The 23,037-nt window shown below is 72.2% G+C and carries 18 protein-coding genes; 9 read left to right on the forward strand and 9 right to left on the reverse strand.

All coding sequences use genetic code 11. The features are described 5' to 3' along the window. Positions 1-117: 117 nt before the first annotated feature. Entirely contained in the window at positions 118-939 is an 822-nt protein-coding gene (locus AB0L06_RS18915; RefSeq protein ID WP_500232314.1) for an SAM-dependent methyltransferase, read from the forward strand. Between the two features lie 156 nt (positions 940-1,095). On the opposite strand, the gene AB0L06_RS18920 is transcribed toward AB0L06_RS18915, so the two are convergent. The 6 genes from AB0L06_RS18920 to AB0L06_RS18945 form a co-directional block, all read right to left on the reverse strand. Continuing rightward, positions 1,096-2,301 (reverse strand): nitrate ABC transporter substrate-binding protein, encoded by a 1,206-nt coding sequence (locus AB0L06_RS18920; RefSeq protein ID WP_500232315.1) that lies wholly within the window; start codon positions 2,299-2,301, stop codon positions 1,096-1,098. Between the two features lie 36 nt (positions 2,302-2,337). Continuing rightward, complete coding sequence (locus tag AB0L06_RS18925) at positions 2,338-3,114, reverse strand: ABC transporter permease (RefSeq protein WP_500232316.1); 777 nt, start codon at positions 3,112-3,114, stop codon at positions 2,338-2,340. A gap of 118 nt (positions 3,115-3,232) precedes the next feature. Next, on the reverse strand, positions 3,233-4,006 hold the full coding sequence (locus tag AB0L06_RS18930) for an ABC transporter ATP-binding protein (protein ID WP_500232317.1): 774 nt from the start codon (positions 4,004-4,006) through the stop codon (positions 3,233-3,235). Positions 4,007-4,123: 117 nt separating this feature from the next. Next, entirely contained in the window at positions 4,124-4,645 is a 522-nt protein-coding gene (locus AB0L06_RS18935; protein WP_500232318.1) for a helix-turn-helix domain-containing protein, read from the reverse strand. Between the two features lie 308 nt (positions 4,646-4,953). Continuing rightward, positions 4,954-5,886, reverse strand: coding sequence for a 5'-3' exonuclease (locus AB0L06_RS18940; protein WP_500232319.1), 933 nt, complete (start codon positions 5,884-5,886; stop codon positions 4,954-4,956). 31 nt (positions 5,887-5,917) lie between these two features. Then, entirely contained in the window at positions 5,918-8,494 is a 2,577-nt protein-coding gene (locus AB0L06_RS18945; protein WP_500232320.1) for a SpoIIE family protein phosphatase, read from the reverse strand. A gap of 226 nt (positions 8,495-8,720) precedes the next feature. Here AB0L06_RS18945 and AB0L06_RS18950 point away from each other — a divergent pair, with 226 nt between their 5' ends. The 7 genes from AB0L06_RS18950 (at position 8,721) to AB0L06_RS18980 (ending at position 18,391) form a co-directional block, all read left to right on the forward strand. Next, positions 8,721-9,830, forward strand: coding sequence for a M24 family metallopeptidase (locus AB0L06_RS18950; protein ID WP_500232321.1), 1,110 nt, complete (start codon positions 8,721-8,723; stop codon positions 9,828-9,830). Between the two features lie 217 nt (positions 9,831-10,047). Then, positions 10,048-11,286: an ABC transporter ATP-binding protein gene (locus tag AB0L06_RS18955; RefSeq protein ID WP_500232322.1), complete on the forward strand. Its 1,239-nt coding sequence runs from the start codon at positions 10,048-10,050 to the stop codon at positions 11,284-11,286. After that, a complete protein-coding gene (locus AB0L06_RS18960) occupies positions 11,283-12,608 on the forward strand; it encodes an ABC transporter substrate-binding protein (protein WP_500232323.1) in 1,326 nt (441 codons plus the stop codon). Before AB0L06_RS18955 ends, AB0L06_RS18960 begins: the two co-directional genes overlap by 4 nt. A 12-nt stretch (positions 12,609-12,620) precedes the next feature. After that, positions 12,621-14,105, forward strand: a complete 1,485-nt coding sequence (locus AB0L06_RS18965; protein WP_500232324.1) for a carbohydrate ABC transporter permease — start codon at positions 12,621-12,623, stop codon at positions 14,103-14,105. Continuing rightward, positions 14,102-15,034 (forward strand): carbohydrate ABC transporter permease, encoded by a 933-nt coding sequence (locus tag AB0L06_RS18970; protein ID WP_500232325.1) that lies wholly within the window; start codon positions 14,102-14,104, stop codon positions 15,032-15,034. Before AB0L06_RS18965 ends, AB0L06_RS18970 begins: the two co-directional genes overlap by 4 nt. A 465-nt stretch (positions 15,035-15,499) precedes the next feature. Next, on the forward strand, positions 15,500-17,887 hold the full coding sequence (locus AB0L06_RS18975; protein ID WP_500232326.1) for a hypothetical protein: 2,388 nt from the start codon (positions 15,500-15,502) through the stop codon (positions 17,885-17,887). A gap of 90 nt (positions 17,888-17,977) precedes the next feature. Next, entirely contained in the window at positions 17,978-18,391 is a 414-nt protein-coding gene (locus tag AB0L06_RS18980) for a hypothetical protein (protein ID WP_500232327.1), read from the forward strand. 70 nt (positions 18,392-18,461) lie between these two features. On the opposite strand, the gene katG is transcribed toward AB0L06_RS18980, so the two are convergent. The 3 genes from katG to AB0L06_RS18995 all read right to left on the reverse strand — a co-directional run bounded on the left by katG (position 18,462) and on the right by AB0L06_RS18995 (position 21,776). Beyond that, entirely contained in the window at positions 18,462-20,663 is a 2,202-nt protein-coding gene (katG, locus tag AB0L06_RS18985; RefSeq protein WP_500232328.1) for a catalase/peroxidase HPI, read from the reverse strand. Then, complete coding sequence (locus AB0L06_RS18990; RefSeq protein ID WP_500232329.1) at positions 20,656-21,129, reverse strand: Fur family transcriptional regulator; 474 nt, start codon at positions 21,127-21,129, stop codon at positions 20,656-20,658. The genes katG and AB0L06_RS18990 overlap by 8 nt, the downstream gene beginning before the upstream one ends. An 83-nt stretch (positions 21,130-21,212) precedes the next feature. Continuing rightward, positions 21,213-21,776 carry a TetR/AcrR family transcriptional regulator gene (locus AB0L06_RS18995; RefSeq protein WP_500232330.1) on the reverse strand — a complete coding sequence of 188 codons (564 nt, stop codon included), beginning with the start codon at positions 21,774-21,776 and terminating at the stop codon, positions 21,213-21,215. A gap of 248 nt (positions 21,777-22,024) precedes the next feature. Between AB0L06_RS18995 and AB0L06_RS19000 the strand changes: the two genes are divergently transcribed. Beyond that, positions 22,025-23,032 carry an AurF N-oxygenase family protein gene (locus tag AB0L06_RS19000; protein ID WP_500232331.1) on the forward strand — a complete coding sequence of 336 codons (1,008 nt, stop codon included), beginning with the start codon at positions 22,025-22,027 and terminating at the stop codon, positions 23,030-23,032. Positions 23,033-23,037: the final 5 nt, after the last annotated feature.

Consider the following 23,037-nt stretch of genomic DNA (forward strand, 5'->3'; position numbering starts at 1 on the left):
GTGCTCCGGGCGGGTGGACGGCGATGCGCGGGCGGGGGGAATTATGATCATTTACCGCGTGATCGAAGGTGGTTCGGTAACGTGATCATCTGAGGTTCATGAGGGAAGAGGGGCACGATGGAACGCAGGCCGCGACCGGACGGTGGGCCCGCCGTTCCCATCCAGGTGCCGCTGGGCCGGCCCACCGCCGCCCGGATGTACGACGAGGCCCTCGGCGGCAAGGACCACTACGCCATCGACCGCGAGGCCAACTCCCGGCTGTACACCGCGATCGGTGAGGACCGCGTGCGGAGCACCGCGATGGAGAACCGCCGGTTCCTCGGCCGCGCGGTGGAGTACCTGGCCCGGGAGTGCGGCGTCCGCCAGTTCCTGGACGTCGGGTCCGGCCTGCCGACGGTGCGCAACACCCACCAGATCGCCAAGGAGGCCGACCCGGGTTCCCGCGTGGTCTACGTCGACATCGACCCGATCGTGGCGGTGCACGGGCGCGCCCTGCTCGCCGACGACACCACCCGGATCCTGACCGCCGACATGCGCCGTCCGGAGACCATCGTCGACGATCCGGAGCTGAACGACTTCCTCGACTTCAGCGAGCCGGTGGCGGTGCTGTTCGTGGCCGTCTTCCACTTCATCACCGACCAGGACGACCCGGCCCGGATCGTCGGCGCGTTCCGCGAGCGCCAGGCGCCCGGCTCCTACGTGACGATCTCGCACCTGTGCGCCGACGGCATGTCCGAGCCCGAGCGGCAGGGCTGGTACTCCGGGTTCTCCGGGGCGACCGTCCCGATGGTGCTGCGCACCGAGCCCGAGGTCCGGCGGCTGTTCGACGGATACGAGCTGGTCGAGCCGGGGCTGATCCGCCCCTGGCGGTGGCGTCCGTCGGAGGACGGCTCGCCGCGCACCGACTCCCTCCTCGGCGGCGTCGCGCGGCTCGGCTGACCGTCTGTCCAAGATCTTTCCGGGGCCGTCCGCGCGGCGGCCCGCCGGAGGAGATTCGGGGGCATCGGGACGGGGCGGTGCGATCGCTCAGGAGGGGACCGCCCCGTCCGACGGGGTCACCGCCGGGCGCCCGTGAGGAGCGCCCGGACGCGCTCGTCAGAGATGGACGGACGGGTCCAGGAACTCGTTGGTGACCAGGTCGTCCGCCGCCAGCCCGGCCGGGACGGCCTTGCCGTTCCGCGCCGAAAGCGGCCGCAGCAGCCCGATCACCTTCGCCACCCGGGACGCGTCGAACGAGCCGAGCACCCCGTTCGCCCCGTTCCGGACGATGCCGTACTTGGCGAGCGCGTCGTGCGCGAACGCCGCGTGCTCGGGGGTGTAGGCCGCGGTGGTGTTGAACCGCTTGACCGCGTCCACGACCATCGTGTTCGTGGACGCCGGGTCCCGCATGTACTCGGCGGTGGCGCGCTGGAAGATCGGCACGAGCCGCTTCAGGCACGGCGCGAGCCTCGCCTTGTCGGCGGGCCGGATCGCCACCGACTCGGGATAGATCGCGTAGCCCGTGTCATGGACGAGCTGGAACGCCACCGGCTTGTGCCAGGCGGTCACCTCGTGCTCGTAGGCGTACGGCTCGTTGGTGACGTAGCCCTGCTGCGCGACCTTGCCGCCGGACGCCGCGAACCGCGCCGGGGAGCCGTCGTACGAGCCGTCCAGCTGGGACTTCCTGAGCAGGCCCGAGCTCGTCAGGTAGTCCATGAAGGGGACGCCGTTCGCGTACAGGACCGTCGCGCCGCCGCGTCCGACGTCGGCGATGGTCCTCCACTCCGGATGCGCCTGCGGCGACCACATGATGATCTGCGGGTTCACGTCCATCGGCGAGAACACGGCCTGCAGCCGGTGCGTCCCGGCCTGCGCGACCTGCTCGTCGGTGGCGACCACGCCCAGCGTGATGGACGAGTCGGACGCCATCAGCGTCGACACCGGCTGGAACCCGGTGACCGGCCCGCCCGAGCGGATCTGGAACGTCACACCCGCGTCGTGCCCGTCGACCGTCAGCGGCGCGGTGAGCGTCTTGCGGTTCGCGTCCACCTTCGGGGACGACCCCAGCAGGTGGTACAGCCCGCCGTGCTCGGCCTGCGGGTACCAGTTCATCTGGAGGGTGACCGTCGCCGGGCACACACCGCGCAGATCGTCCTTGCCGGTCGCCGCGGGCAGTGCCGCGGCGGCCTTCCCGCCGCCGCCCCCGTCGCCGTTCCCGCCGCCGTCCGAGCACGCCGCGAGCGCGGCCAGCATCACGGCCGCCAGTCCGGCCGCGATCGGCGCGGCGGGCCGCCTTCGGCGCGTGCTTCGCTTGGTTCGCATGTTCCCCTACCTCGTTCGTTCCGGTTGGCGCCGCTTTCAGCGGCGGTCGCCGTCCGTGCCGTGCCACCGCGCCGCCCAGTGGGCGAGGAGGCCGAAGAACCAGAACACGGCGAGGCCGAGCAGGCTCGCGAGCAGCACCGCCGCGAACATCCGCTCCGACTCCAGCCGCGCCCGGTAGACGTTGATGAGGATGCCGAGCCCCGGCTGCCCCTGCTGGTAGAAGTAGTCGCCGACGACCGCGCCGACCACGCTCAGCCCGGCCGAGATGCGCAGGCCCGTCACCATCGCCGGGACGGCCGCGGGCAGCCGCAGCTTCAGCAGCCGCCGGATCCGCCCGGCGCGGGCCAGCCGGAACACGTCCTCCAGCGTCCCGTCCGTGGAGCGCAGCCCGAACAGCGTGTTCGCGATCACCGGGAAGATCGCGACCAGCACGCACACCAGGACGCGGCTGGCCATGCCGAACCCGAACCAGAACCCGAGCAGCGGCACCAGCGCCAGCACCGGGACGGTCTGCAGCACCACCGCGTACGGGTACAGGGACCGCTCGATCCAGCGCGCCTGGCTCATCAGGACGGCCAGCGCGACGCCGATCACCGTCGCCAGCAGCAGTCCGATCCCGGCGACCTCGGCGGTTCGGCCGAGCGCCGCGAGCAGCTCGGCGCGGTTCTCGCGGTTGAGGAAACCGACGCGGACGACCGCGTCCGGCGGCGGCAGCAGGAAGCGGCGCTCGGGGCTGAGCAGCCGGTCGCTCACCCCGTACCAGGCGCCGATGGCCAGCACCAGCACGACCAGCGGCGGAAGCCACCCACGCATATGAAGACGGCCTCGGCGGCGTGCGGCGGAACGGTCGCGAAGGCCTGCGTCGGAAAGATCCCGGGAGGGCGCGGCGGCAGTGTCGCGGGCGGACGTCCCGCCCTGGTCGAGCGGCATGTCAGGCGGCCTCCGCCATGCCCCGGTACAACCGGCCGGTCACGTCCGCGACGACCTCGGCGAACTCCGGTGTCGAGCGCAGTGCCCTCTCGCGCGGCTGCGGGAACGGGATCTCGACCCGCGCGACGATCCGGCCCGGACGCGCCGACATCACCAGCACCGTGGACGACAGGAACACCGCCTCGGCGACCGAGTGCGTCACCAGCACGGCCGGACGGGGCCGTGCCGCGAGCAGCGCGGCCAGCTCGTCCCCGAGCCCGGCCCGGGTGATCTCGTCGAGCGCGCCGAACGGCTCGTCCAGCAGCAGCGCGTCAGGCTCGTCGGCGAGCGTGCGGGCGAGCGACACCCGCATCCGCATCCCGCCCGACAGCGCGCCGGGCCGGTGCCGCGCGAACGCCGTCAGCCCGACCAGCTCGAGGGCCCGCCCGGCCCGCTCCCGCCGCTCGGCGCGCGGTGTCCCGCGCAGCTCCATGAGCAGTTCGGCGTTCGCCCGGACGCTCCGCCACGGCAGTAGCGCGGCGTCCTGGAAGACGTAGCCGATCCGGCCCGCCGTGCCGCGGACGGTCCCGGAGGTCGGCGCGTCCAGCCCGGCGGCGATCCGCAGCAGCGTGCTCTTGCCGCACCCGGACGGCCCGACGATCCCGACCAGTTCCCCGTCGCCGACGCCGAAGCCGACCTCCGCGAGCGCCTCGGTGCCGTCCTCGTAGACCTTGGACACGCCGGTCAGGTCAAGGCGCGGCCCGCCCCGGCCGGCGGACGCGTTCAGTTCGGTCATATCTGGACGAACGGGAGAAGGCGGTGCACACGTGGGAGCGTACCTCCTCGTCGGTCCCGTCCCCCTCACCGGGCGCACCCGTTCCGGCCACACCGCGTGAGGTCGGCGGGCGGGGCGTCAGCGGGCGGGGGAGTGGTCGTCCGCCTCGAGGACGTAGCCGCGCCCCCACGCGGTGCGGATGGTGAGCCCCAGCGGGCGCACCCGCCGCCGGATCCGCTTGATGTGCAGGTCCAGCGCGTTGCGGCTGGCCTGGCGGCCGTCCTCCGACAGGTGCGCGCGCAGCTCCTCGCGCGCCGCGATCCCGCCGAACCGCTTGATCAGCAGGTCCAGCAGCCGTGCCTCGCTGGGCGAGACCGCGACGCTGCGGCGGCCGTTGCTCAGGATGCCGTCCTGGTCGAGGTGCGGGCGGGCCCCGGTGCCGCCGCGGGCGCGCAGCGCCGTGATCCGGGCCTGGAAGTCCCGGTTGGTGGCGGGCATCCGGATCCAGTCCTCGCGGGCGTCCGCGCAGATCGGCGGTTCGTGGTCGCGCTCGACGACCAGCAGCCGCAGGAGCCCGTGCTCCCGGCACAGCTCCCGCCGCTCGGACTCGGCGGGCCAGCGCAGGATGTTGACGTCGCGCCGGAGTGAGAGCCGCTGCATCTCCACCGTCGCCGGGGGGAGCGGGCGATCGGGGAGTAAGGAGCGGAGCTCGTCTCGTGTCATGCGTGGCGGGGGGTGCACCGGTCCGCGCCGACCTCCTCACTGAACGGCGACCACAGCGACCAGACGTATGGAAACCCAAGATCGAGTAGCCCGCAAGGCGCGGCGAGATGTGATGTGGATCACGTGCCCATGACATGGCCGGGACGCCGTCTTGACGATCCTGTCAACCGGCCCACCCGCGTCGCGCCGCCCTTTCAGCGGCGCGTCCCACCAAAGAACGAACCCCCCGAGACGCGCCGGAGGTGTCAGGGCGTGCTGGAGGCGCCGAGGGCGTTGAGGAGGCGGTTCACCGGGCTCGCCAGGTTCCACGTGTCGGCCAGCGCGAGCAGCGCCTCCGGGTCGTGCGGCGCCGAGGGCAGCCGGTCGTCCAGCCCGGTCAGGTCCGGCGCGTCGATGTCGGTGACGACCTGGACCACCGAAGGCGCGGCGGCCAGGTACTCGCGGGCGGCCTCCAGCCGCCGCCGGGACCCCGCCGGGAACCCCTCGTCCGAACCGGAGTCGAGCGCCGCGAGGATGCCCTCCACCGAGCCGAACCGGGTGACCAGCGCCGCGGCGGTCTTGTCGCCGACGCCGGGGACGCCCGGCAGGCCGTCGCTGGGGTCGCCGCGCAGCGTCGCGTACTCGCCGTAGCCCCGGCCCGGGATGCCGTACTTCGCCGCCACCGCCGCCTCGTCCATCACCTGGAGGTTGCGGATGCCGCGCGCGGTGTACAGCACCGCGACCGGGGGACGGTCGTCCACCAGCTGGAACAGGTCGCGGTCGCCGGTGACGATGTCGACCGGGCCCTTGGCCGCGCCGCGCACGGCGAGCGTGCCGATCACGTCGTCCGCCTCGTAGCCGGGCACCCCGGTGCGGGCCAGCCCGACGGCGTCGAGCACCGCGTCGATCAGCGGGAGCTGCGCGGACAGGGCGTCCGGCACCTGGTCGCCGCCGTCGTCGGCCACCCGGTGCGCCTTGTAGGACGGCAGCGCCCGCACCCGGAACTCGGGCCGCCAGTCGGCGTCGAAGGTGCACACGAGCCGCTCGGGGGACCGGTCGCGGACGAGCGTGGCGATCATGTCGATCAGGCCGCGCACGGCGTTCACGGGCGTCCCGTCGGGGGCCTTGACGCTCTCCGGCACCCCGAAGAAGGCGCGGAAGTACAACGACGGCGTGTCCAGAAGCATCAGCCCGCTCATGCCCGCCATCGTGCCACGCCCCTCGGACGGTTCAGGTGACCCGCATCGCCAGCAGGCAGGTGTCGTCGTTCGGATTGGCCGCGCCGAGCGCGGTCAGCACGTGCTCGATCAGCTCGTCCGGGCCCGCCTCCGGACGCTGCTGGACGGCGTCCCGCAGCAGCCCGAACCCCTCGGTCAGGTCGCGGTCGCGGCGCTCCACCAGGCCGTCGGTGTAGAGGAGCAGGACGTCGCCGGGCTCCAGCTCCAGCGTCGCCAGCTCCAGCGGCGGGTCGTCGAGCGCGCCGAGCAGCACGCCGTCCGGGCCGTCCAGCAGCCGCGCCCGCCCGTCGCGCAGCAGCACCGGCGGCGGATGCCCGGCCCGCGCCCATTCCAGCGTGCGCGTGTCCGGCCGGAAGCGGGCCGCGATCACGCTCGCCGTCAGCGACCGCCGGCGGTGCATCACCAGCCGGTTCAGCCAGGTCAGCAGCTCGTCCGGCGGAGCTCCCGTGCAGGCCAGGCCGGACAGCGCGTTCCGGAACCGCGCCATCGCCGCCGCGGCGGCCAGCCCGTGCCCCGACACGTCCCCGACGGCGAGGAACACCTCGTCGTCCGACAGCGCCGTCGCCTCGTACCAGTCGCCGCCGACGCGGGTCTGGGACTGCGCGGGCAGGTACCGGACGGCGACCCGCAGCCCTGGCAGCGTCCGCGGGCCGCGCGGCAGCGGCAGGATCGCGCGCTGCAGCTCGATCGCGATGTGCCGTTCCTCGGCGATCCGCTGCCGCTCACGCTGCAACTGCTGGCGGGCCACCGCGAGCATCTCGTCCGAGCGGCGCCGGTGCGACACGTCCTGGAACACCGTGTGGAGCGCGACCGGCCCGCCGAGCGGGTCCAGGATCGGCTCGGCCATCACCCGCAGGTGCCGGACGTCCGCCCCGACGCGCACCCGCAGCTCCACGTCGGCGGGCTCGCGGTGGCCGAGCAGCGTCCGCATCAGGTGCTCGGCGCGCGGCAGGTCCTCCCGGACGACGTGCTCCTCGAGCCGTGAGGGCGGCAGCGGGCCGGCCGCCCGGGACCGTCCGAAGATCGTGTACAGCTGGTCCGACCAGCGCACCTCGCCGGTCGTCAGGTCCCACCGCGACCAGCCGAGGTTCCCGAGCCGCTGCGCCTGCGCGAGCTGCGCGGCCAGGTCGGCGGACTCGCCGTCGAACTGCCACGACACCAGGACCCCGCCGCCGACCCGGCAGGCCCGCACGGTCAGCGTCGTCGGCACCCGGCGCCCGTTGCCGTTCAGGCTCGTGTAGGGGCGCGGCCCGGCGCGCAGCGGCGCCCCGCTCTCCAGCACCCCGATGAAGTCGGCGAACAGCCCCGCGACCGCCAGCCCCGGATAGGTCTCCAGCAACCGCGCCCCGACGATCTCCGTGGGACGGCGGCCGGACAGGTCGGTCGCCTCCGAGTTCACCGCGTCGACCTGGAAGTCCACCACCCGCCCGGACGCGTCGCGCACCGGCGACATCAGCGCGGTCGGCGTCTGGATCGCGTCCAGCAGCGCTCGCAGCCACGGCGCCCCCGCCGCGTCGCCCGCCTCCGGCGCCAGCTCGGCCAGCCGCCGCGCGCACGCCGTCAGCACCGACCGGACGTAGCGGCGCGCCCCGTCGTCCAGGACGGTCCCGGCCGTCCAGCCGACCTCGGCCGCGCCGACGACGCGTCCGCCGACCGTCAGGGGCAGGCACGAGTACGGACCCGGCGGCCGCGCCGCCGCACCCACCAGCACCAGCGCCGACGGATCCGCCGCCCACAGCGGCATACCTCCACATACCGCGCGAACTAGGCCGATGTCGGCGTGCGGTGGGATGCGCGCCCACGCGCTCACCGCGTGGGCGGGCAGACCGTGCGAGCCCGCCACGCTCAGCGCGCCGTCCGGCTCCAGGGACGTGATCAGAACCGACTCCGCGCCCACCCACCCGAGCGCCTCCTCGGCCAACCGCTGCGCCAGCTCGTCCCCGGAACGGGCCTCGGTGAACGCCGCCGCCGCCAGATGCCGGGCCGCCGCCAGAGCCGCGGGCAACAGATCCGGCACGGCCACCCGGGCGACAGGCCGCAGGGCGAATTCCGTACCGTCCGCGGCGGCCGCGTCCGGCTCGCGTGGGGCGGGCGCCATGGCCGTCGCGTCGTCTTGGACGGCGTCCCCTGACGTGCCCTCCGGCGGCGGGGTGAGGTAGGTGGACGGGTCGAACACCGCTCCGCCCGGACGGCCCTGGACGCCGTCGGCGGGGACGTCCACGTAGGTGCCGAGGAGCAGCGCGGCGGCCACCGGCGGCTCGACGGCGCTCTCGGCGGCCAGCTCCAGCAGGCGCTCGTGCGCGGCCTCCACGTCGCAGCCGAGGCGCTCGGCCAGCAGGCCCTTCGCCTGCTCGACCACCGCGCGGGCATGCTGCTCGCGACGCTGCGCGTCCAGCTCGGCGCGCAGCCGCTCGACGACCACGATCAGCTCCGCACCCGGCACGGGCCCGGGTTCGGACGATTGGCCGGGAATGCCGGAGAAGGCGGCGTCGGCCCGGGACGGCGGGACGGGCGGCGCGCCGGACCGGCCCGGGCCGTGCGGGTCCGCGCTCTGAGGCTGGGACGTCACGGGATCTCCCGTCGCGGTCAGACCCGGCGGTGCGGGTATGCCAGGGGCAGGGCGGCGCGACAACGCGCCCGGGCGCCTGCGATCCTGGTTCGGTATCCGGACATGGCATGCCAGTGTCGGAGCATGTACAGAATGTAACAGGGCCGGTTTTCAGGGGAGGAGGAAGCCGGGTCTTCCGTGCCGCGCCCCGCGCGCACGAGACCCAGCGACCAGCATGGACACGGATGTGACAAGGGCGTTGTATCCGCGCGAGCGCGTGGCCACGGCGCAGGAGGCGACCGCGAAGGCGGGCCTCGCCGCGCTGCTGCTGACGCCGGGCCCGGACCTGCGGTACGTCAGCGGCTACGACGCGCATCAGCTGGAACGGCTCACCTGCCTGGCGGTGCCCGCCGAGGGGGAGCCGTTCCTGGTGGTGCCGCGCCTGGAACTGCCCGCCGCGCAGGCGTCCCCGGCGGGCTCGCTCGGCCTGGAGCTGGTGCCGTGGGACGAGACCGACGACCCGTACGCGCTGGTCGCGCGGCGGCTCGGCGCGTCCGCCGGGAAGGTCGGCCTCGCCGACCGGATGTGGGCGATGATGACGCTGCGGTTCCGGGACGCGATGCCCGGCGTCGAGCAGGTCCTCGCCGGGACGGTCCTGCGCGAGCTGCGGATGCGCAAGAGCCCCGCCGAGATCGCCGCGCTGCGCGAGGCGGGCGAGGCGATCGACCGCGTGCACCGCCGGGTGCCGGAGTTCCTGCGGGCGGGCCGCACCGAGCGGCAGGTCGGCCGCGACATCCACGACGCGATCCTCCAAGAGGGCCACTCCACGGTCGACTTCGTGATCGTCGGGTCCGGGCCGAACGGCGCGAACCCGCACGCGGAGCTGTCGGACCGGGTCATCCAGCCGGGCGAGCCGGTCGTGGTGGACATCGGCGGGCAGATGCCGAGCGGCTACTGCTCCGACTCGACGCGCAACTACTGCGTGGGCGAGGCGCCCGCCGAGTACCGCGAGTACTACGCGGTGCTGGAGGAGGCGCAGCGCGCGTCCTGCGAGGCCGTCCGTCCGGGCGTCACGCCGGAGGCGGTCGACGCCGCCGGACGCGACCTGATCGCGGCCGCCGGGTACGGCGAGTACTTCATCCACCGCACCGGGCACGGCATCGGCATCGAGACGCACGAGGAGCCGTACATCGTCTCGGGCAACACCGAACCGCTCGAGCCGGGCATGGCGTTCTCGATCGAACCGGGCATTTACCCCGGTAAGCACGGTGCACGCATCGAGGACATCGTCGTGTGCACCGAAGATGGTTACGAGGCCATGAACAAGACCGGGCACGGCTTGGTCGTCATCGGCTGACAAAGCCTTTCCAGGTAGAAGGCGGGTCCGCTTTGCGCGGGCCCGCCTTCGCGCGTCTCGGGCCAGATAACGATCTCCATACCAAAGCGATGCGCACGCGGTCCGACTGTTGCGCGGGCGTGGCGTCCCCCTGTACCTCCTTGGAGCATCCGGCGGGGTTTTACAGCGGAGTGACACGAAACGCCGGGCCGTTCCGGCCCGCAGAGGAGGAGGGACCGTGGCAGAGGTCGCCCTGCGGGGAGTCGGGAAGGTCTACCCCGACGGAACCCGTGCCGTGACCGACCTGAACCTCGGCATCGCCGACGGCGAGTTCCTCGTACTGGTCGGGCCGTCCGGGTGCGGCAAGACCACCGCGCTGCGCATGCTGGCGGGGCTGGAGGAGATCTCCGAAGGCGAGATCGCGATCGGCGAGCGCGTCGTGAACAGGGTCCCCTCGCGGGACCGCGACGTGGCGATGGTGTTCCAGAGTTACGCGCTCTACCCGCACCTTTCGGTGCGCGACAACATCGGCTTCGGGTTGTCACTGCGGAAGGTGCCGAAAGCCGAGATCAGACGGCAGGTCGACCATGCCGCGCAGATTCTCGGACTGACCGAGTACCTCGACAAGAAGCCGCGGAATCTGTCCGGCGGGCAGCGGCAGCGCGTCGCGATGGGACGCGCGATCGTCCGGCAGCCGCAGGCGTTCCTGATGGACGAGCCGCTGTCCAATCTGGACGCCAAACTGCGCGTCCAGATGCGCGCCGAGATCGCGCGCATCCAGCGCGACCTGGGCGTCACCACCGTTTATGTCACCCACGACCAGACCGAGGCGATGACGCTCGGGGACCGGGTCGCGGTGATGAAGAAGGGCGTGCTCCAGCAGGTCGCGCCGCCGCAGGAGCTGTACGACCGGCCCGCGAACCTGTTCGTCGCCGGGTTCATCGGCTCGCCCGCGATGAACCTGCTCCAGGGCACGCTGTCGGGAGAGGCGTCCGCGGCGCGGCTCACCGTCGGCGGGCAGACCCTCGAGCTGCCCGCGTCGGTCTTCGAGGCCCGTCCCGCGCTGCGCGACCACTTCGGCGGGGACGTCGTCGTCGGGATCCGGCCCGAGGACATGGAGGACGACGAGCTCATCGCCGCCGCCGCTGGAGAGGGTGGCGGCGGCACGCTGACCTCCACCGCCGAACTGGTGGAGGCGATGGGCTCGGACGTGCTGGTGCACTTCACCGTCCAGGCGGCCCAGGTGGTCACCGAGGACACCCGCGAGCTGGCGCGGGACGCGGGCACCGACGTGCTCGGCAAGCTCGAGGGCCCGCACACCGATCTCGTCGCGCGGTTCAGCCCGCGCACCACGGTGAAGGCCGGCGACCCGGTGACGGTCCACGTCGACACCGGGCGCCTGCACTTCTTCGATATCGACTCCGGCTCCGCGATCTGGGGCGAGGATGCCGGTTCGTCCAGGGAGGATGAGGAATGAGGACTGGCAGGCGGGTCATCGGCGCGGCCGTCGCGGTGGGACTGGCGCTCTCGGCGTCGGCCGCGTGCGGAGGCGGCGACAAGAAGAAGGACGACGGCGGTTCGACGCAGGGCAGCGAGCTCAAGGGCGTCAAGATCGAGGTCGCGGCCAAGTGGACGGGCACGGAGGAGCAGAACTTCCGGCAGGTCCTGAAGGCGTTCGAGAAGCAGACCGGCGCGACGGTGTCCTACGCGTCCACCGGTGAGAACACCGACGCCTACCTCGGCCCGCGCATCGCGGCCAAGAACCCGCCGGACGTGGCGATCCTGCCGCAGCCCGGCCTGCTCCAGCAGTACGCGGCGAAGGACCAGCTCAAGCCGCTGACGCCGGACGTCGTCGGCGAGATCGACAAGAACTTCTCCCCGTACTGGAAGAACCTGGCCTCGGCCAAGGGCCAGACCTACGGCGTGCTCGCCAAGGCCGCCTACAAGTCGATCATCTGGTACCGGCCGAAGGTGCTGCAGGACGCGGGGGTGAACCCGCCGCAGACCTTCGACGACCTGGTCAAGGCCGCGGGGACGCTGCAGGACGCGGGCCAGACCCCGTTCACCATCGCCGCCGCGTCGTCGGACTCCTGGACGCTGACCGACTGGTTCGAGAACGTCTACCTGTCGCAGGCCGGGCCGGACAACTACGACAAGCTGGCCAAGCATGAGATGAAGTGGACCGATCCGACCGTGACGACGGCCCTCCAGACGCTCGCGAAGATCTGGGGCAAGCCGGAGTGGATGGCGGGCGGCCTGGCCACCGCGACCAAGACCAAGTTCGACGAGTCGGTCACCCAGGTCTTCGGCCAGGACAAGGCCGCCATGGTCTACGGCGGCGACTTCGCGGCCGCGAACATCTCCACCACCAAGGCCAAGGTCGGCACCGACGCGCAGGTCTTCCCCTTCCCGAAGGCCGGGAACACCGCCCCGGCCGTCCTCGGCGGCGACGTCGCCGTCGCGCTGAAGGACAGCAAGGGCGCGATGGCGCTGATGAAGTACCTGGCGTCCCCGGACGCGGGCAGGACCTGGGCGAAGCTCGGCGGCTACCTGTCGCCGAACAAGAACGTCGGCCCGGACGCCTACTCCGACCCGATCTCCAAGCAGCTGATCGAGGCCATGCAGAAGGCCGGCGACTCCGCCCGGTACGACATGTCCGACCTGGCCCCGGCCGCGTTCGGCGGCACCCCCGGCTCCGGCGAGTGGGAGGACCTGCGCGGCTTCCTGCAGAAGCCGTCCGACGTCAAGGGCGCCCAGGACAAGCTGGAGGCCGACGCCACGAAGGCCTTCAAGAGCTAGGACGGTTCCGGCATGACGGCTCCGAAGGACCGGGCGCCCGGCGATGACGGGACGCCCCCCGGGGACGGGACGCCGCAGGGACGGGAGTCGTCGCCCGGGGCCGCGGACACCACCGCGGCCCCGGGCGGCGCCCCCGCCGTCGCCGTCGCCGCTCTCGAGACCAAGGCCGGCGAGGCGAAGGCGGGCAGGACGGCGAAGCGCGCGCGGGGGCTGACGCCGCCGTCGTGGCTGTCCCTGAGCTTCCTGCTGCCCGCGCTGCTGCTGCTCGGCTTCCTCGTGTTGTACCCGATCGTCTTCTCGGTCGTGCGCAGCTTCTTCGGCGCGAACGGCCACTCGTTCGCCGGCGTGGACAACTACACCGGCATCTTCCAGGGTCACGACAACCTCATGACCGTCGGCAACACCGCGATCTGGGTGGTGGTCGCGCCGACGCTGGTCACCGTCCTCGGCCTCATCTTCGCGGTGCTCACCGAGCGGATCCGCTGGTCCACCGCGTTCAAGATGGTGGTGTTCATGCCGATGGCGGTGTCCTTCCTCGCCTCGGGCGTGATCTTCCGGCTGGTGTACGAGCAGGACCCGAACATGGGCGTGGCGAACGCGGCGATGGTCGCGGTGCACGACACCTTCAAGCCCGGCGCGGGCTACCCCGGCGCGGGACCCCGCACCGGCAAGGACGCCCGCGCCACGCAGCAGGGCGACGGCACGATCGTCAGCACGCAGCAGTACCAGGCGGGGCAGAGCGCGCTGCTGCCGCTGCTGCGGATCAAGCCGGAGGACCTGCCGAAGAAGCCGGTCCAGGCCGTCCAGCCGCCGGCGGCGAAGCCGGGCGAGCTCACCGGCGCGGTCTGGTTCGACTTCACCAAGGGCGGCGGCGGGGTTCCGAACCAGCCGAACGCGGGCGAGTCCGGACTGTCGCGGATCAAGGTCGAGGCCGTCCGGGACGGGAAGGTCGTCGGCAAGGCCACCACCCGCGACGACGGCACCTTCACCATGAGGAAGGTGAAGGGCGACGGGGCGGTCACGCTGCGGCTGCCGAAGTCGAACTTCACCGCGTCCTACGGCGGCGCGCAGTGGCTCGGCAGCACCCTCATCACCCCCGCGATCATCGGGGCGTACCTGTGGGTGTGGTCCGGCTTCGCGATGGTGCTCATCGCCGCCGGGCTCGCCGCGATCCCGCGGGACGCGCTGGAGGCGGCCCGGGTGGACGGCGCGACCGAGTGGCAGGTGTTCCGGCGGGTGACGATCCCGCTGCTCGCGCCGGTGCTGACGGTCGTGCTGGTCACGATGGTCATCAACGTCCTGAAGGTCTTCGACCTGGTCTACATCATCGGCGGCGGCGATCCGCACGCCAACGTGCTCGCCTATCAGATGTGGGCCGAGTCGTTCGGCGGCGGGAACGACCCGGGGAAGGGCAGCGCGATCGCGGTGCTGCTGTTCCTGCTGGTCGTCCCGGCCATGCTGTTCAACATCCGGCGGATGCGGCGGGAGCGCGCATGAGCACGACCGAAACCGGGGCGGCCGCGGCCGCGACCCCCGGAAACGACGGGTCGGGCGCGCCGCGCCGGGGGATCGCGGCGCGGATCGTCGGACGGGTCGGCGGCGGCGCCGCGCAGTTCCTGCTGATCCTGATCGCGGTGGTGTGGCTGGTCCCGACGCTCGGGCTGCTGGTCGCGTCGCTGCGGTCGACGTCCGACAACGGCGCGTCCGGCTGGTGGAAGGTGTTCTCCAAGCCGAGCCAGCTGACCTTCTCGGCCTACTCCGACCTGCTCGGCAAGGGCGACTTCGTCGACTCGTTCTGGAACACGGTGCTGATCACCGTCCCGGCGACCCTGCTGGTGGTGGTGATCGCGTCGCTGGCCGCGTACGCGTTCGCGTGGATGGAGTTCCCCGGCCGGGACTGGCTGTTCCTCGTCGTGGTCGGGCTGCTGGTCGTGCCCGTCCAGGTCGCGCTGCTGCCGGTCGCCAAGCTCTACGGCTCGGTGCGGATCGGGAGCTTCCACCTGTTCGGCTCGATCACGGGCGTGGTGATGTTCCACGTGGCGTTCGGGCTGCCGTTCGCCATCTTCCTGCTGCGCAACTTCTTCGCGGGCATCCCCCGGGACCTGCTGGAGGCGGCGCGGATGGACGGCGGCTCGGAGTGGACGATCTTCCGGCGGGTGATCTTCCCGCTGGGCGGCCCCGCGATCGCGTCGCTGGCGATCTTCCAGTTCCTCTGGGTCTGGAACGACCTGCTGGTGGCCCTGGTGTTCGCCGACACCGGCAGCCAGCCGATGACCAAGTGGCTCCAGTCGCAGATGCGGCAGTTCACCGGCAACATCGACATCCTGGCGCCGGGCGCGTTCCTGTCCCTGATCGTCCCGCTGGCGGTCTTCTTCGCCTTCCAGCGCTACTTCGTCCAGGGCGTCCTCGCCGGCTCGGTGAAGTAGCCCGGAGACCAGAAGCGCCCGCCGCGACCCCGTGCCTCGGGGCGTCGCGGCGGGCGCTTCTCGTCTGTCAGGTTTCGGGGCGAGCCCCGCGAGGCGAACGGCACCAGGTCTCCTTCCGCACAAGGTGGTCTGGTCGCTGACCGGTTGTGGCAAGGCCGCGGGAAGGTGAGCGCCGGGTTGGAGGCGGAAGATCGGTGACCCTGCGTGTCCGGCGGACGCGCCGCGAGGGGTGCGGTGGGCATCGTCGGTGGCGAAGAACGTGACCGGGGCGCCGGAAGCCGTCGACTGTGCGCCTGTGCCCGAGGCCGTACAACGGGCCGGACGAAGCCATCGGGTTTTCCCTGCGTTCAAGGGACGTACATCGCCGGTCGGCGGTCTTGTCGGCGGATGTGACCGGGTTCAGCATGGCGGCTGTTTCATCCCATAAGGCATGGGTTATCCCTCATCGTCCGAAAGGACCCCGCCGTGCCTCGTCCCCACCACCCCCGGGCCGGCCTGGCCGTGCTCACCGCGGCACTCGCGGCACTGACCGCCCTGTCCGCCCCCGCCGCGCACGCCGCCCCCGCCCAGCCGCCGCGCCCGCCCCGCCAGTCGGCCGACTCGGGTCCCGCGGTGCGCCACGACGTCTCGCCGCCGCTGCGGTCGATCCGTCCCGTCCCGCCGAAGGCCACGCGCCACACCGAGCCGGACGACGAGGTCCGGCTGCCGCACCCGCCCGCGGCGAAGATCCCCGACCCGGTGCGGCAGCGCTCCGGCGGCACCACCCACACCGCGTCGACCGCGAGCAACTTCGACGGCGTCGGCCAGGGCTTCACCGGCCCGCAGGGCGCCTACTCGGTGACCGGCGTGCCGCCGGACCCCAACGCCTCGGTCGGCTCGACCCAGGTCGTCGAGGTCGTCAACACCGCCTACGCGGTGTTCAACAAGTCCACCGGCGCCGCCACCTACGGGCCCGTCGACACCAGCACGCTCTTCTCCGGGTTCGGCGGCTCCTGCGAGACCACCAACGACGGCGACGCGACGGTGCGCTGGGACAACCTCGCCGGACGCTGGCTGGTCACCCAGTTCGCCAACGTGTCGTCCGCGAGCGGTCCGTACTACGAGTGCGTGGCCGTCTCCACCAGCGCGGACGCGACCGGGTCGTACAACCGGTACAGCTACCAGTTCAGCGACTTCCCGGACTACCCGAAGATCTCGGTCTGGCCCGACGCGTACTACCTGACCTACAACCTGTTCAACGGGAACACCTTCGTCGGCGCCGAGGCGTGCGCCATGGACCGCTCGAGCATGCTGACCGGCGCGGCCGCCACGCAGCAGTGCTTCACCACCAGCTCGTCCTACGGCGGGCTCCTCGCCGGTGACGTCGACGGCTCCACCGCGCCGCCCTCCGGGGAGAACGAGCTGCTGGTCGGGCTCGGCGCGACCAACACCTCGCTGGCCTACTGGAGGTTCCACGTCGACTGGACGACCCCGGCCAACTCCACGTTCAGCGGACCGTCCAGCCTGGCCGTGGCGTCCTACACGACCGCCTGCGGCAGCACCGGCACCTGCGTCCCGCAGAGCGGCACGACCCAGCAGCTCGACTCGCTGTCGGACCGCATCATGTACCGGCTCGCCTACCGGAACTACGGCGACCATGAGGCGTTCGTGACCGACCACGCCGTGACCGTCTCCGGCGGCGTCGGGACGCGCTGGTACGAGCTGCGGCTGTCGGGCGGGAACCCGACCGTCTACCAGCAGGGCACCTACGCGCCCGACTCCACGTACCGGTGGATGGGCTCGATCGCGATGGACCACGTCGGCAACATCGCGCTCGGCTACTCCCAGTCGTCCTCGTCGACCCACCCGTCGATCCGGTTCACCGGCCGCGCCCCCTCGGACCCGCTCGGGACGATGACGCAGGCGGAGACCACCACGATCACCGGCGCGGGCTCGCAGACCTCCTACAGCCGGTGGGGTGATTACACCTCGATGGCCGTCGACCCGAGCGACGACTGCACCTTCTGGTACACCAACGAGTACGAGCCCGCCAACGGCAGCTTCAACTGGCACACGCGCCTGGCGTCGTTCACCCTCCCGGGCTGCGCGAGCACTCCGACCAACGACTTCTCGATCTCGGCGAGCCCCGCGTCCGGCAGCGTGACCGCGGGCGGCTCGGCCACCACCACGGTGTCCACGGCCGTCACGGCCGGGACGGCGCAGACCGTCTCGCTGGCGGCCTCGGGGCTGCCCACGGGCGCGACCGCGGCCTTCAGTCCGTCCTCGGTGACCGCGGGCGGTTCGAGCACCGCGACCATCACCACCGGCTCGTCCACCCCGGCGGGCACCTACACGGTCACCATCACCGGAACGGGGGCGTCGGCGACCCACTCCACCGGCTACACCCTCACCGTCAACCCGGTCGGCGGAGGCGGGATCACCAACGGCGGCTTCGAGACCGGCGGCCTGTCCGGCTGGACCCCGAGCGGCGCCCTCACCGGCGTCACCAACTCCGGCGCCCACAGCGGCGTCTACGCCGCGCTGATGGGCAGCACGAGCACCGCGACCAACGGCGACTCGTCCATCGCCCAGACCTTCACCGCGCCCACCGGCACCACCAAGGTGTCCTTCTTCTACAACGTGACCTGCCCCGACACCGTCACCTACGACTGGGCGACCGCCACGCTGAAGGACAACACCGCCAACACCACCACGACGGTCCTCGCCAAGACCTGCGTCGCCAGCTCCGGCTGGAAGCAGGTCACCTCGGCGGTCACCGCCGGGCACTCCTACACCCTCACCCTCACCAGCCATGACGACGACTACACCGGCGACCCCACCGCCACAGCCTTCGACGACGTCACCGTGAGCTGACGCCTGTCGTGCCCGCCGTCCGACCCCGGACGGCGGGCACGCGCACGTAGACTCGAGGCCCCGGACCCGTCCGGCGAGGAGGACCCGGCCATGCGGTCCCTGACGGCGCTGCTCCTCATCCTCTGCGCGGCCTGCACGAGCAACGATCCGCCGAAGGCCGCCGCGTCGACACCCGCTGCCTGCGACTCCGGCGCCGTGACCGTCACCGCGCGCAAGGGCGAGAAGCCTCCGCCGCTCTGCCTGACGGTCGGCACGGTGCTCAGGGTCACCGCCGAGTCGTCCCCGCGCCAGCCCTGGTCACCCCTGACCAGCACGGACGAGGGAGTCCTGAGCTGCGTCTCGCGCCCCGGCCCCCGAGGCACGATCACCGCGACCTGCACCGCCGAACGCCCCGGCCGGGTGACCATAGCCACGGTCACCGCGCCCTTCTCCGGCGACCCTCGCGGCCCGGCCCAGTTCCGCTGGGCCCAGCAGATCGACGTGGTCGCCCCGCATCGGCACTAGTCGGCCCGCCGAAGAAAGAACGGCGCCCGGGGCCGCAAGCCCCGGACGCCGTCATCGCCTCAGTGAGAGATCAGCGGGCGTCGAAGCGGTCGAGGTCCATGACCTTGGCCCACGCCGTGACGAAGTCGGCCACGAACTTCTCCTTGGCGTCGTCGCTCGCGTAGACCTCGGCGACGGCGCGCAGCTCGGAGTTCGAGCCGAACACCAGGTCGACGCGGCTGCCCGTCCAGCGGACCTTGCCGGTCTCCGCGTCGCGGCCCTCGAACAGGTTCTCGTCGCCGGTGGACCTCCACTCGGTGCCCATGTCGAGCAGGTTGACGAAGAAGTCGTTCGTCAGCGCGCCGGGCGTCTCGGTGAGGACGCCGGTCTGGGTGTCCTTGAAGTTCGTGCCCAGCACCCGCAGGCCGCCGACCAGGACGGTCATCTCCGGCGCGCTCAGCGTCAGCAGGTTCGCGCGGTCGAGCAGCAGGTACTCGGCGGGGAGCCGCAGGCCCTTGCCGAGGTAGTTGCGGAACCCGTCCGCGGGCGGCTCCAGGTTCGAGAACGAGTCGATGTCGGTCTGCTCCTGGGAGGCGTCCGTGCGGCCCGGCGTGAACGGCACCCGGACGTCGACCCCGGCGTCCTTGGCGGCCTTCTCCACGCCCGCCGCGCCGGCGAGCACGACCAGGTCGGCCAGCGAGACCTTCTTGCCGTCCGTCCGGCCGGAGTTGAACGACTCCTGGACGCCCTCCAGCTCGCGCAGCACCGGGGCCAGCTTGTCGGGCTCGTTGACCTCCCAGCCGGCCTGCGGCTGGAGCCGGACGCGGGCGCCGTTCGCGCCGCCGCGCTTGTCGCTGCCGCGGAAGGACGAGGCCGCCGCCCACGCCGTCGAGACCAGCTGCGGGACGGTCAGGCCGGCCGCGAGGACCCGCGCCTTGAGGTCCGCCGCGTCGGCGTCGTCGATCAGCTCGTGGTCGCGGGCCGGGACCGGGTCCTGCCAGATCAGCTCCTCGTCCGGGACCTCCGGGCCGAGGTAGCGGACGACCGGGCCCATGTCGCGGTGGGTGAGCTTGTACCAGGCGCGCGCGAACGCGTCGGCGAGCTCCTCCGGGTGGTCCAGCCACCGGCGGGTGATCTGCTCGTACACCGGGTCGACGCGCATCGACAGGTCGGTGGTGAGCATCGTCGGCGCGACCCTCTTGTCCGGGTCGAACGCGTCGGGCACGGTGCCGTCGCCGGCGCCGTCCTTCGGCCGCCACTGGTGGGCGCCCGCGGGGCTGTCGAACAGCTCCCACTCGTACCCGTAGAGGATCTCCAGGAAGGAGTTGTCCCACTGGGTCGGGGTGTTGGTCCAGATGCCCTCGAGACCGCTGGTGATGGCGTCGGCGCCGACCCCGGTGCCGTGCGTGCTCTTCCAGCCGAGGCCCTGCTGCTCGATCGGCGCGGCCTCGGGCGCGGGGCCGACGTTGTCGGCGGGACCCGCGCCGTGGGTCTTGCCGAAGGTGTGGCCGCCGACGATCAGCGCGGCGGTCTCCTCGTCGTTCATCGCCATCCGGCGGAAGGTCTCGCGGACGTCGCGGGCCGCGGCGAGCGGGTCCGGGTTGCCGTTCGGGCCCTCCGGGTTGACGTAGATCAGGCCCATCTGGACGGCGCCGAGCGGGTCCTCGAGCTCGCGGTCGCCGGTGTAGCGCTCGTCGCCGAGCCAGGTGCTCTCCGGGCCCCAGTAGACGTCCTCGTCGGCCTCCCACGCGTCGACGCGTCCGCCGCCGAAGCCGAAGGTCTTGAAGCCCATCGTCTCGAGGGCGACGTTGCCGGTGAGGATCAGCAGGTCGGCCCAGGACAGGGAGCGGCCGTACTTCTTCTTCACCGGCCACAGCAGCCGCCGGGCCTTGTCCAGGCTGGCGTTGTCGGGCCAGCTGTTGATCGGCGCGAAGCGCTGCTGACCGGTGCCGGCGCCGCCGCGTCCGTCGTGGATCCGGTAGGTGCCGGCGCTGTGCCAGGCCATCCGGATCATGAACGGGCCGTAGTTGCCGAAGTCGGCGGGCCACCAGTCCTGGGAGGTGGTCAGCACGTCCGCGATGTCGCGCTTGACCTCGGCCAGGTCGAGCGTCCCGAACGCCTCGGCGTAGTCGAAGTCCGCGCCGAGCGGGTTGGCGACGGCCGGGTCCTTGGCCAGGATCTTCAGGTTGAGCCGCTCCGGCCACCACTGGCGGTTGCCGCCGCCCTGGGTGGGGTGCGCCGCGCGGGTGTGCGCGACGGGGCATTCTCCGCTGGTGTTCTGGTTCTCAGCCATGATGGCCGCCCTTCGGGATCTGGACCGATGAGGAACTCTGAGCGGGGGAGCAGGTGGGGCAGACGCCCCAGAAGGTGACCTCGGCCTCGTCGATGGCGAAGCCGTGGCCGTCGGAGGGGGTGAGGCACGGCGCCGGGCCGACGGTGCAGTCGACGTCCGCGACCACGCCGCAGGAGCGGCACACGACATGGTGGTGGTTGTCGCCGACGCGCCCCTCGAACCGCGCCGGGTGCCCGGCGGGCTCGATCCGCCGGACGAGCCCGGCGGCGGTGAGCGCGTGCAGCGCTTCGTAGACGGCTTGGAGGGAGATGTGCCCGACCCGGTCCCGGACGCCGGAGGCGAGGGCCTCCACTCCGAGGTGGTCGCCGGTGCGGACGGTCTCGAGCAGCGCGACGCGTGCGGCCGTCACCCGGAGGCCGGCACCGCGCAGTTCTTCGGCGGTGTTCCGAGGCTGCGGTGCGCTCATAGTGGCCAACCTACGCGCACAAACCTGAACAGCTCAAGGGAACGAGTTGTACAAGGACGCAGGCTTTGCCCTCTTTTGGGCGCTCAGTGGAGTTCGGCGATCATGCCGAGGGCGTTGCGCAGGTAGGCGCGCAGGACCTCCGGGTCGTCGAAGTCGTAGGGGCCCTGGATCAGGACGATCGACAGGGTGATCCGGAACAGGGCGTCGGTGAGCAGCGTGACGTCCACGGGCGGGATGCGCCCCGCCTCCACGTGCCTGGCGACGATCGGCTCGGCCAGTTCGGCGATGCTCCGGATCGGGCCGGCCGCGTTCAGGGTGAACTCGGGCAGGACGACCTCGGGGACGTCGCGCAGGGCGGCGTTCAGCAGGGTGTGCCCGCGGGCGTAGCCGACCACGAAGGCCAGCAGGTCGGTGGCGTAGTCGGCGGACCAGGTCATGGCCTCCAGCCGGGGCGCCAGCGCGTCGAGGAACCGGGTCAGCTCGCGCTGCACCAGGGCGTGCCGGATGTCCTCGACCGTCCCGCCGTACTTGTAGAGCGTCGGCCGCGAGACGCCCGCCTTGCGGGCGATCGCCGACAGGATGCGCCCGGACGCGAACCCGCCCTCGATCAGGCAGTCGGCGGCCGCGTCGAGGATCAGCTGCCGCATCTCCCCGGCCGTCCGCCGCGTCCCGGCGGGCCCGTGTTCCGGTGCCCGCCGCGCCTTCGCCGGCGCCTGTCCCGTCCCCCCGGACGTCCCGCCGTGCGGCCCGCGCACCCCGTCTCCCCTCGCTCCGTCCGCCCGGTCCGAGTGTCCCACATCACCGCCCGCCGACGATCTTCGACCTTGACCTGCAAGTGACCGGGTACTTACAGTCGACCCGCGAACTGTAAACGAGCTCGAGGGCGGAGGCGGTCGTGACGGCGATCGATCAGGACCACGTCGACCAGCAGCACATCGACCCGGACTACCGGGACACGCTGCGCGTCCTGTCGGAGGGCTCGGTCGCGCGCCGCTTCGACCCCTACCTCGACATCGACTGGGACTCGCCGGAGTTCCGGATCGACCCGGACGACCCGCGCTGGATCCTCCCCGACTGCGACCCGCTCGGCGCGCACCCCTGGTACAAGGCGCTGCCGGAGGAGCGGCGGATCGAGATCGGGATGTGGCGGGTCGCCAACATCCAGAAGGTCGGGCTGCAGTTCGAGAGCGTCCTGATCCGCGGGATGATGCAGTACGCGATGCGGCTGCCGAACGGGACGCCGGAGTTCCGCTACTGCCTCCACGAGATGACCGAGGAGTGCAACCACATCCAGATGTTCCAGGAGCTGGTCAACCGGACCGGCCTCCAGGTGCCCGGGATGCGCGCCGACTACCGCAGGACCTCGCACTTCTGGCACCTGGCCGCCTACCTGCCGGTCCTGTTCTTCATCGCGATCCTGGCGGGCGAGGAGCCGATCGACCACTTCCAGAAGGAGGCCGTCCGGCGCGGCGAGGAGAACCTGCCTCCGGCGCTGCTCCGCACGATGGAGATCCACATCGCCGAGGAGGCGCGGCACATCTCGTTCGCGCACCGCTTCCTGCACGACAAGGTGCGGCGGCAGGGCCGGATCGGGAAGGGCGCGACGTCCCTGCTCTACCCGGTGATCATGCGCTGGCTGGCCGGGGCGATCATGTCGCCGCCGCGCGACCTGGAGAAGCGGTTCGGCATCCCGCGCTCGGTCATGAAGGAGGCGTTCTGGGACAGCCCGGCGTCGCGCGAGATCATGCGGAGTTACTTCGGCGACGTCCGGATGCTCGCCGCCGATCTCGGGCTGATGAACCCGGTCGCCACCCGGGTGTGGAAGGCCCTGAAGATCGACGGACGGCCGTCCCGGCACCGCGGCGAACCGCACCGTCCCGCCCGCACCACCTCCGCCGCCTGACCTCT

The sequence above is a fragment of the Spirillospora sp. NPDC052269 genome, assembly GCF_040679435.1.
GTDB lineage: Bacteria > Actinomycetota > Actinomycetes > Streptosporangiales > Streptosporangiaceae > Spirillospora.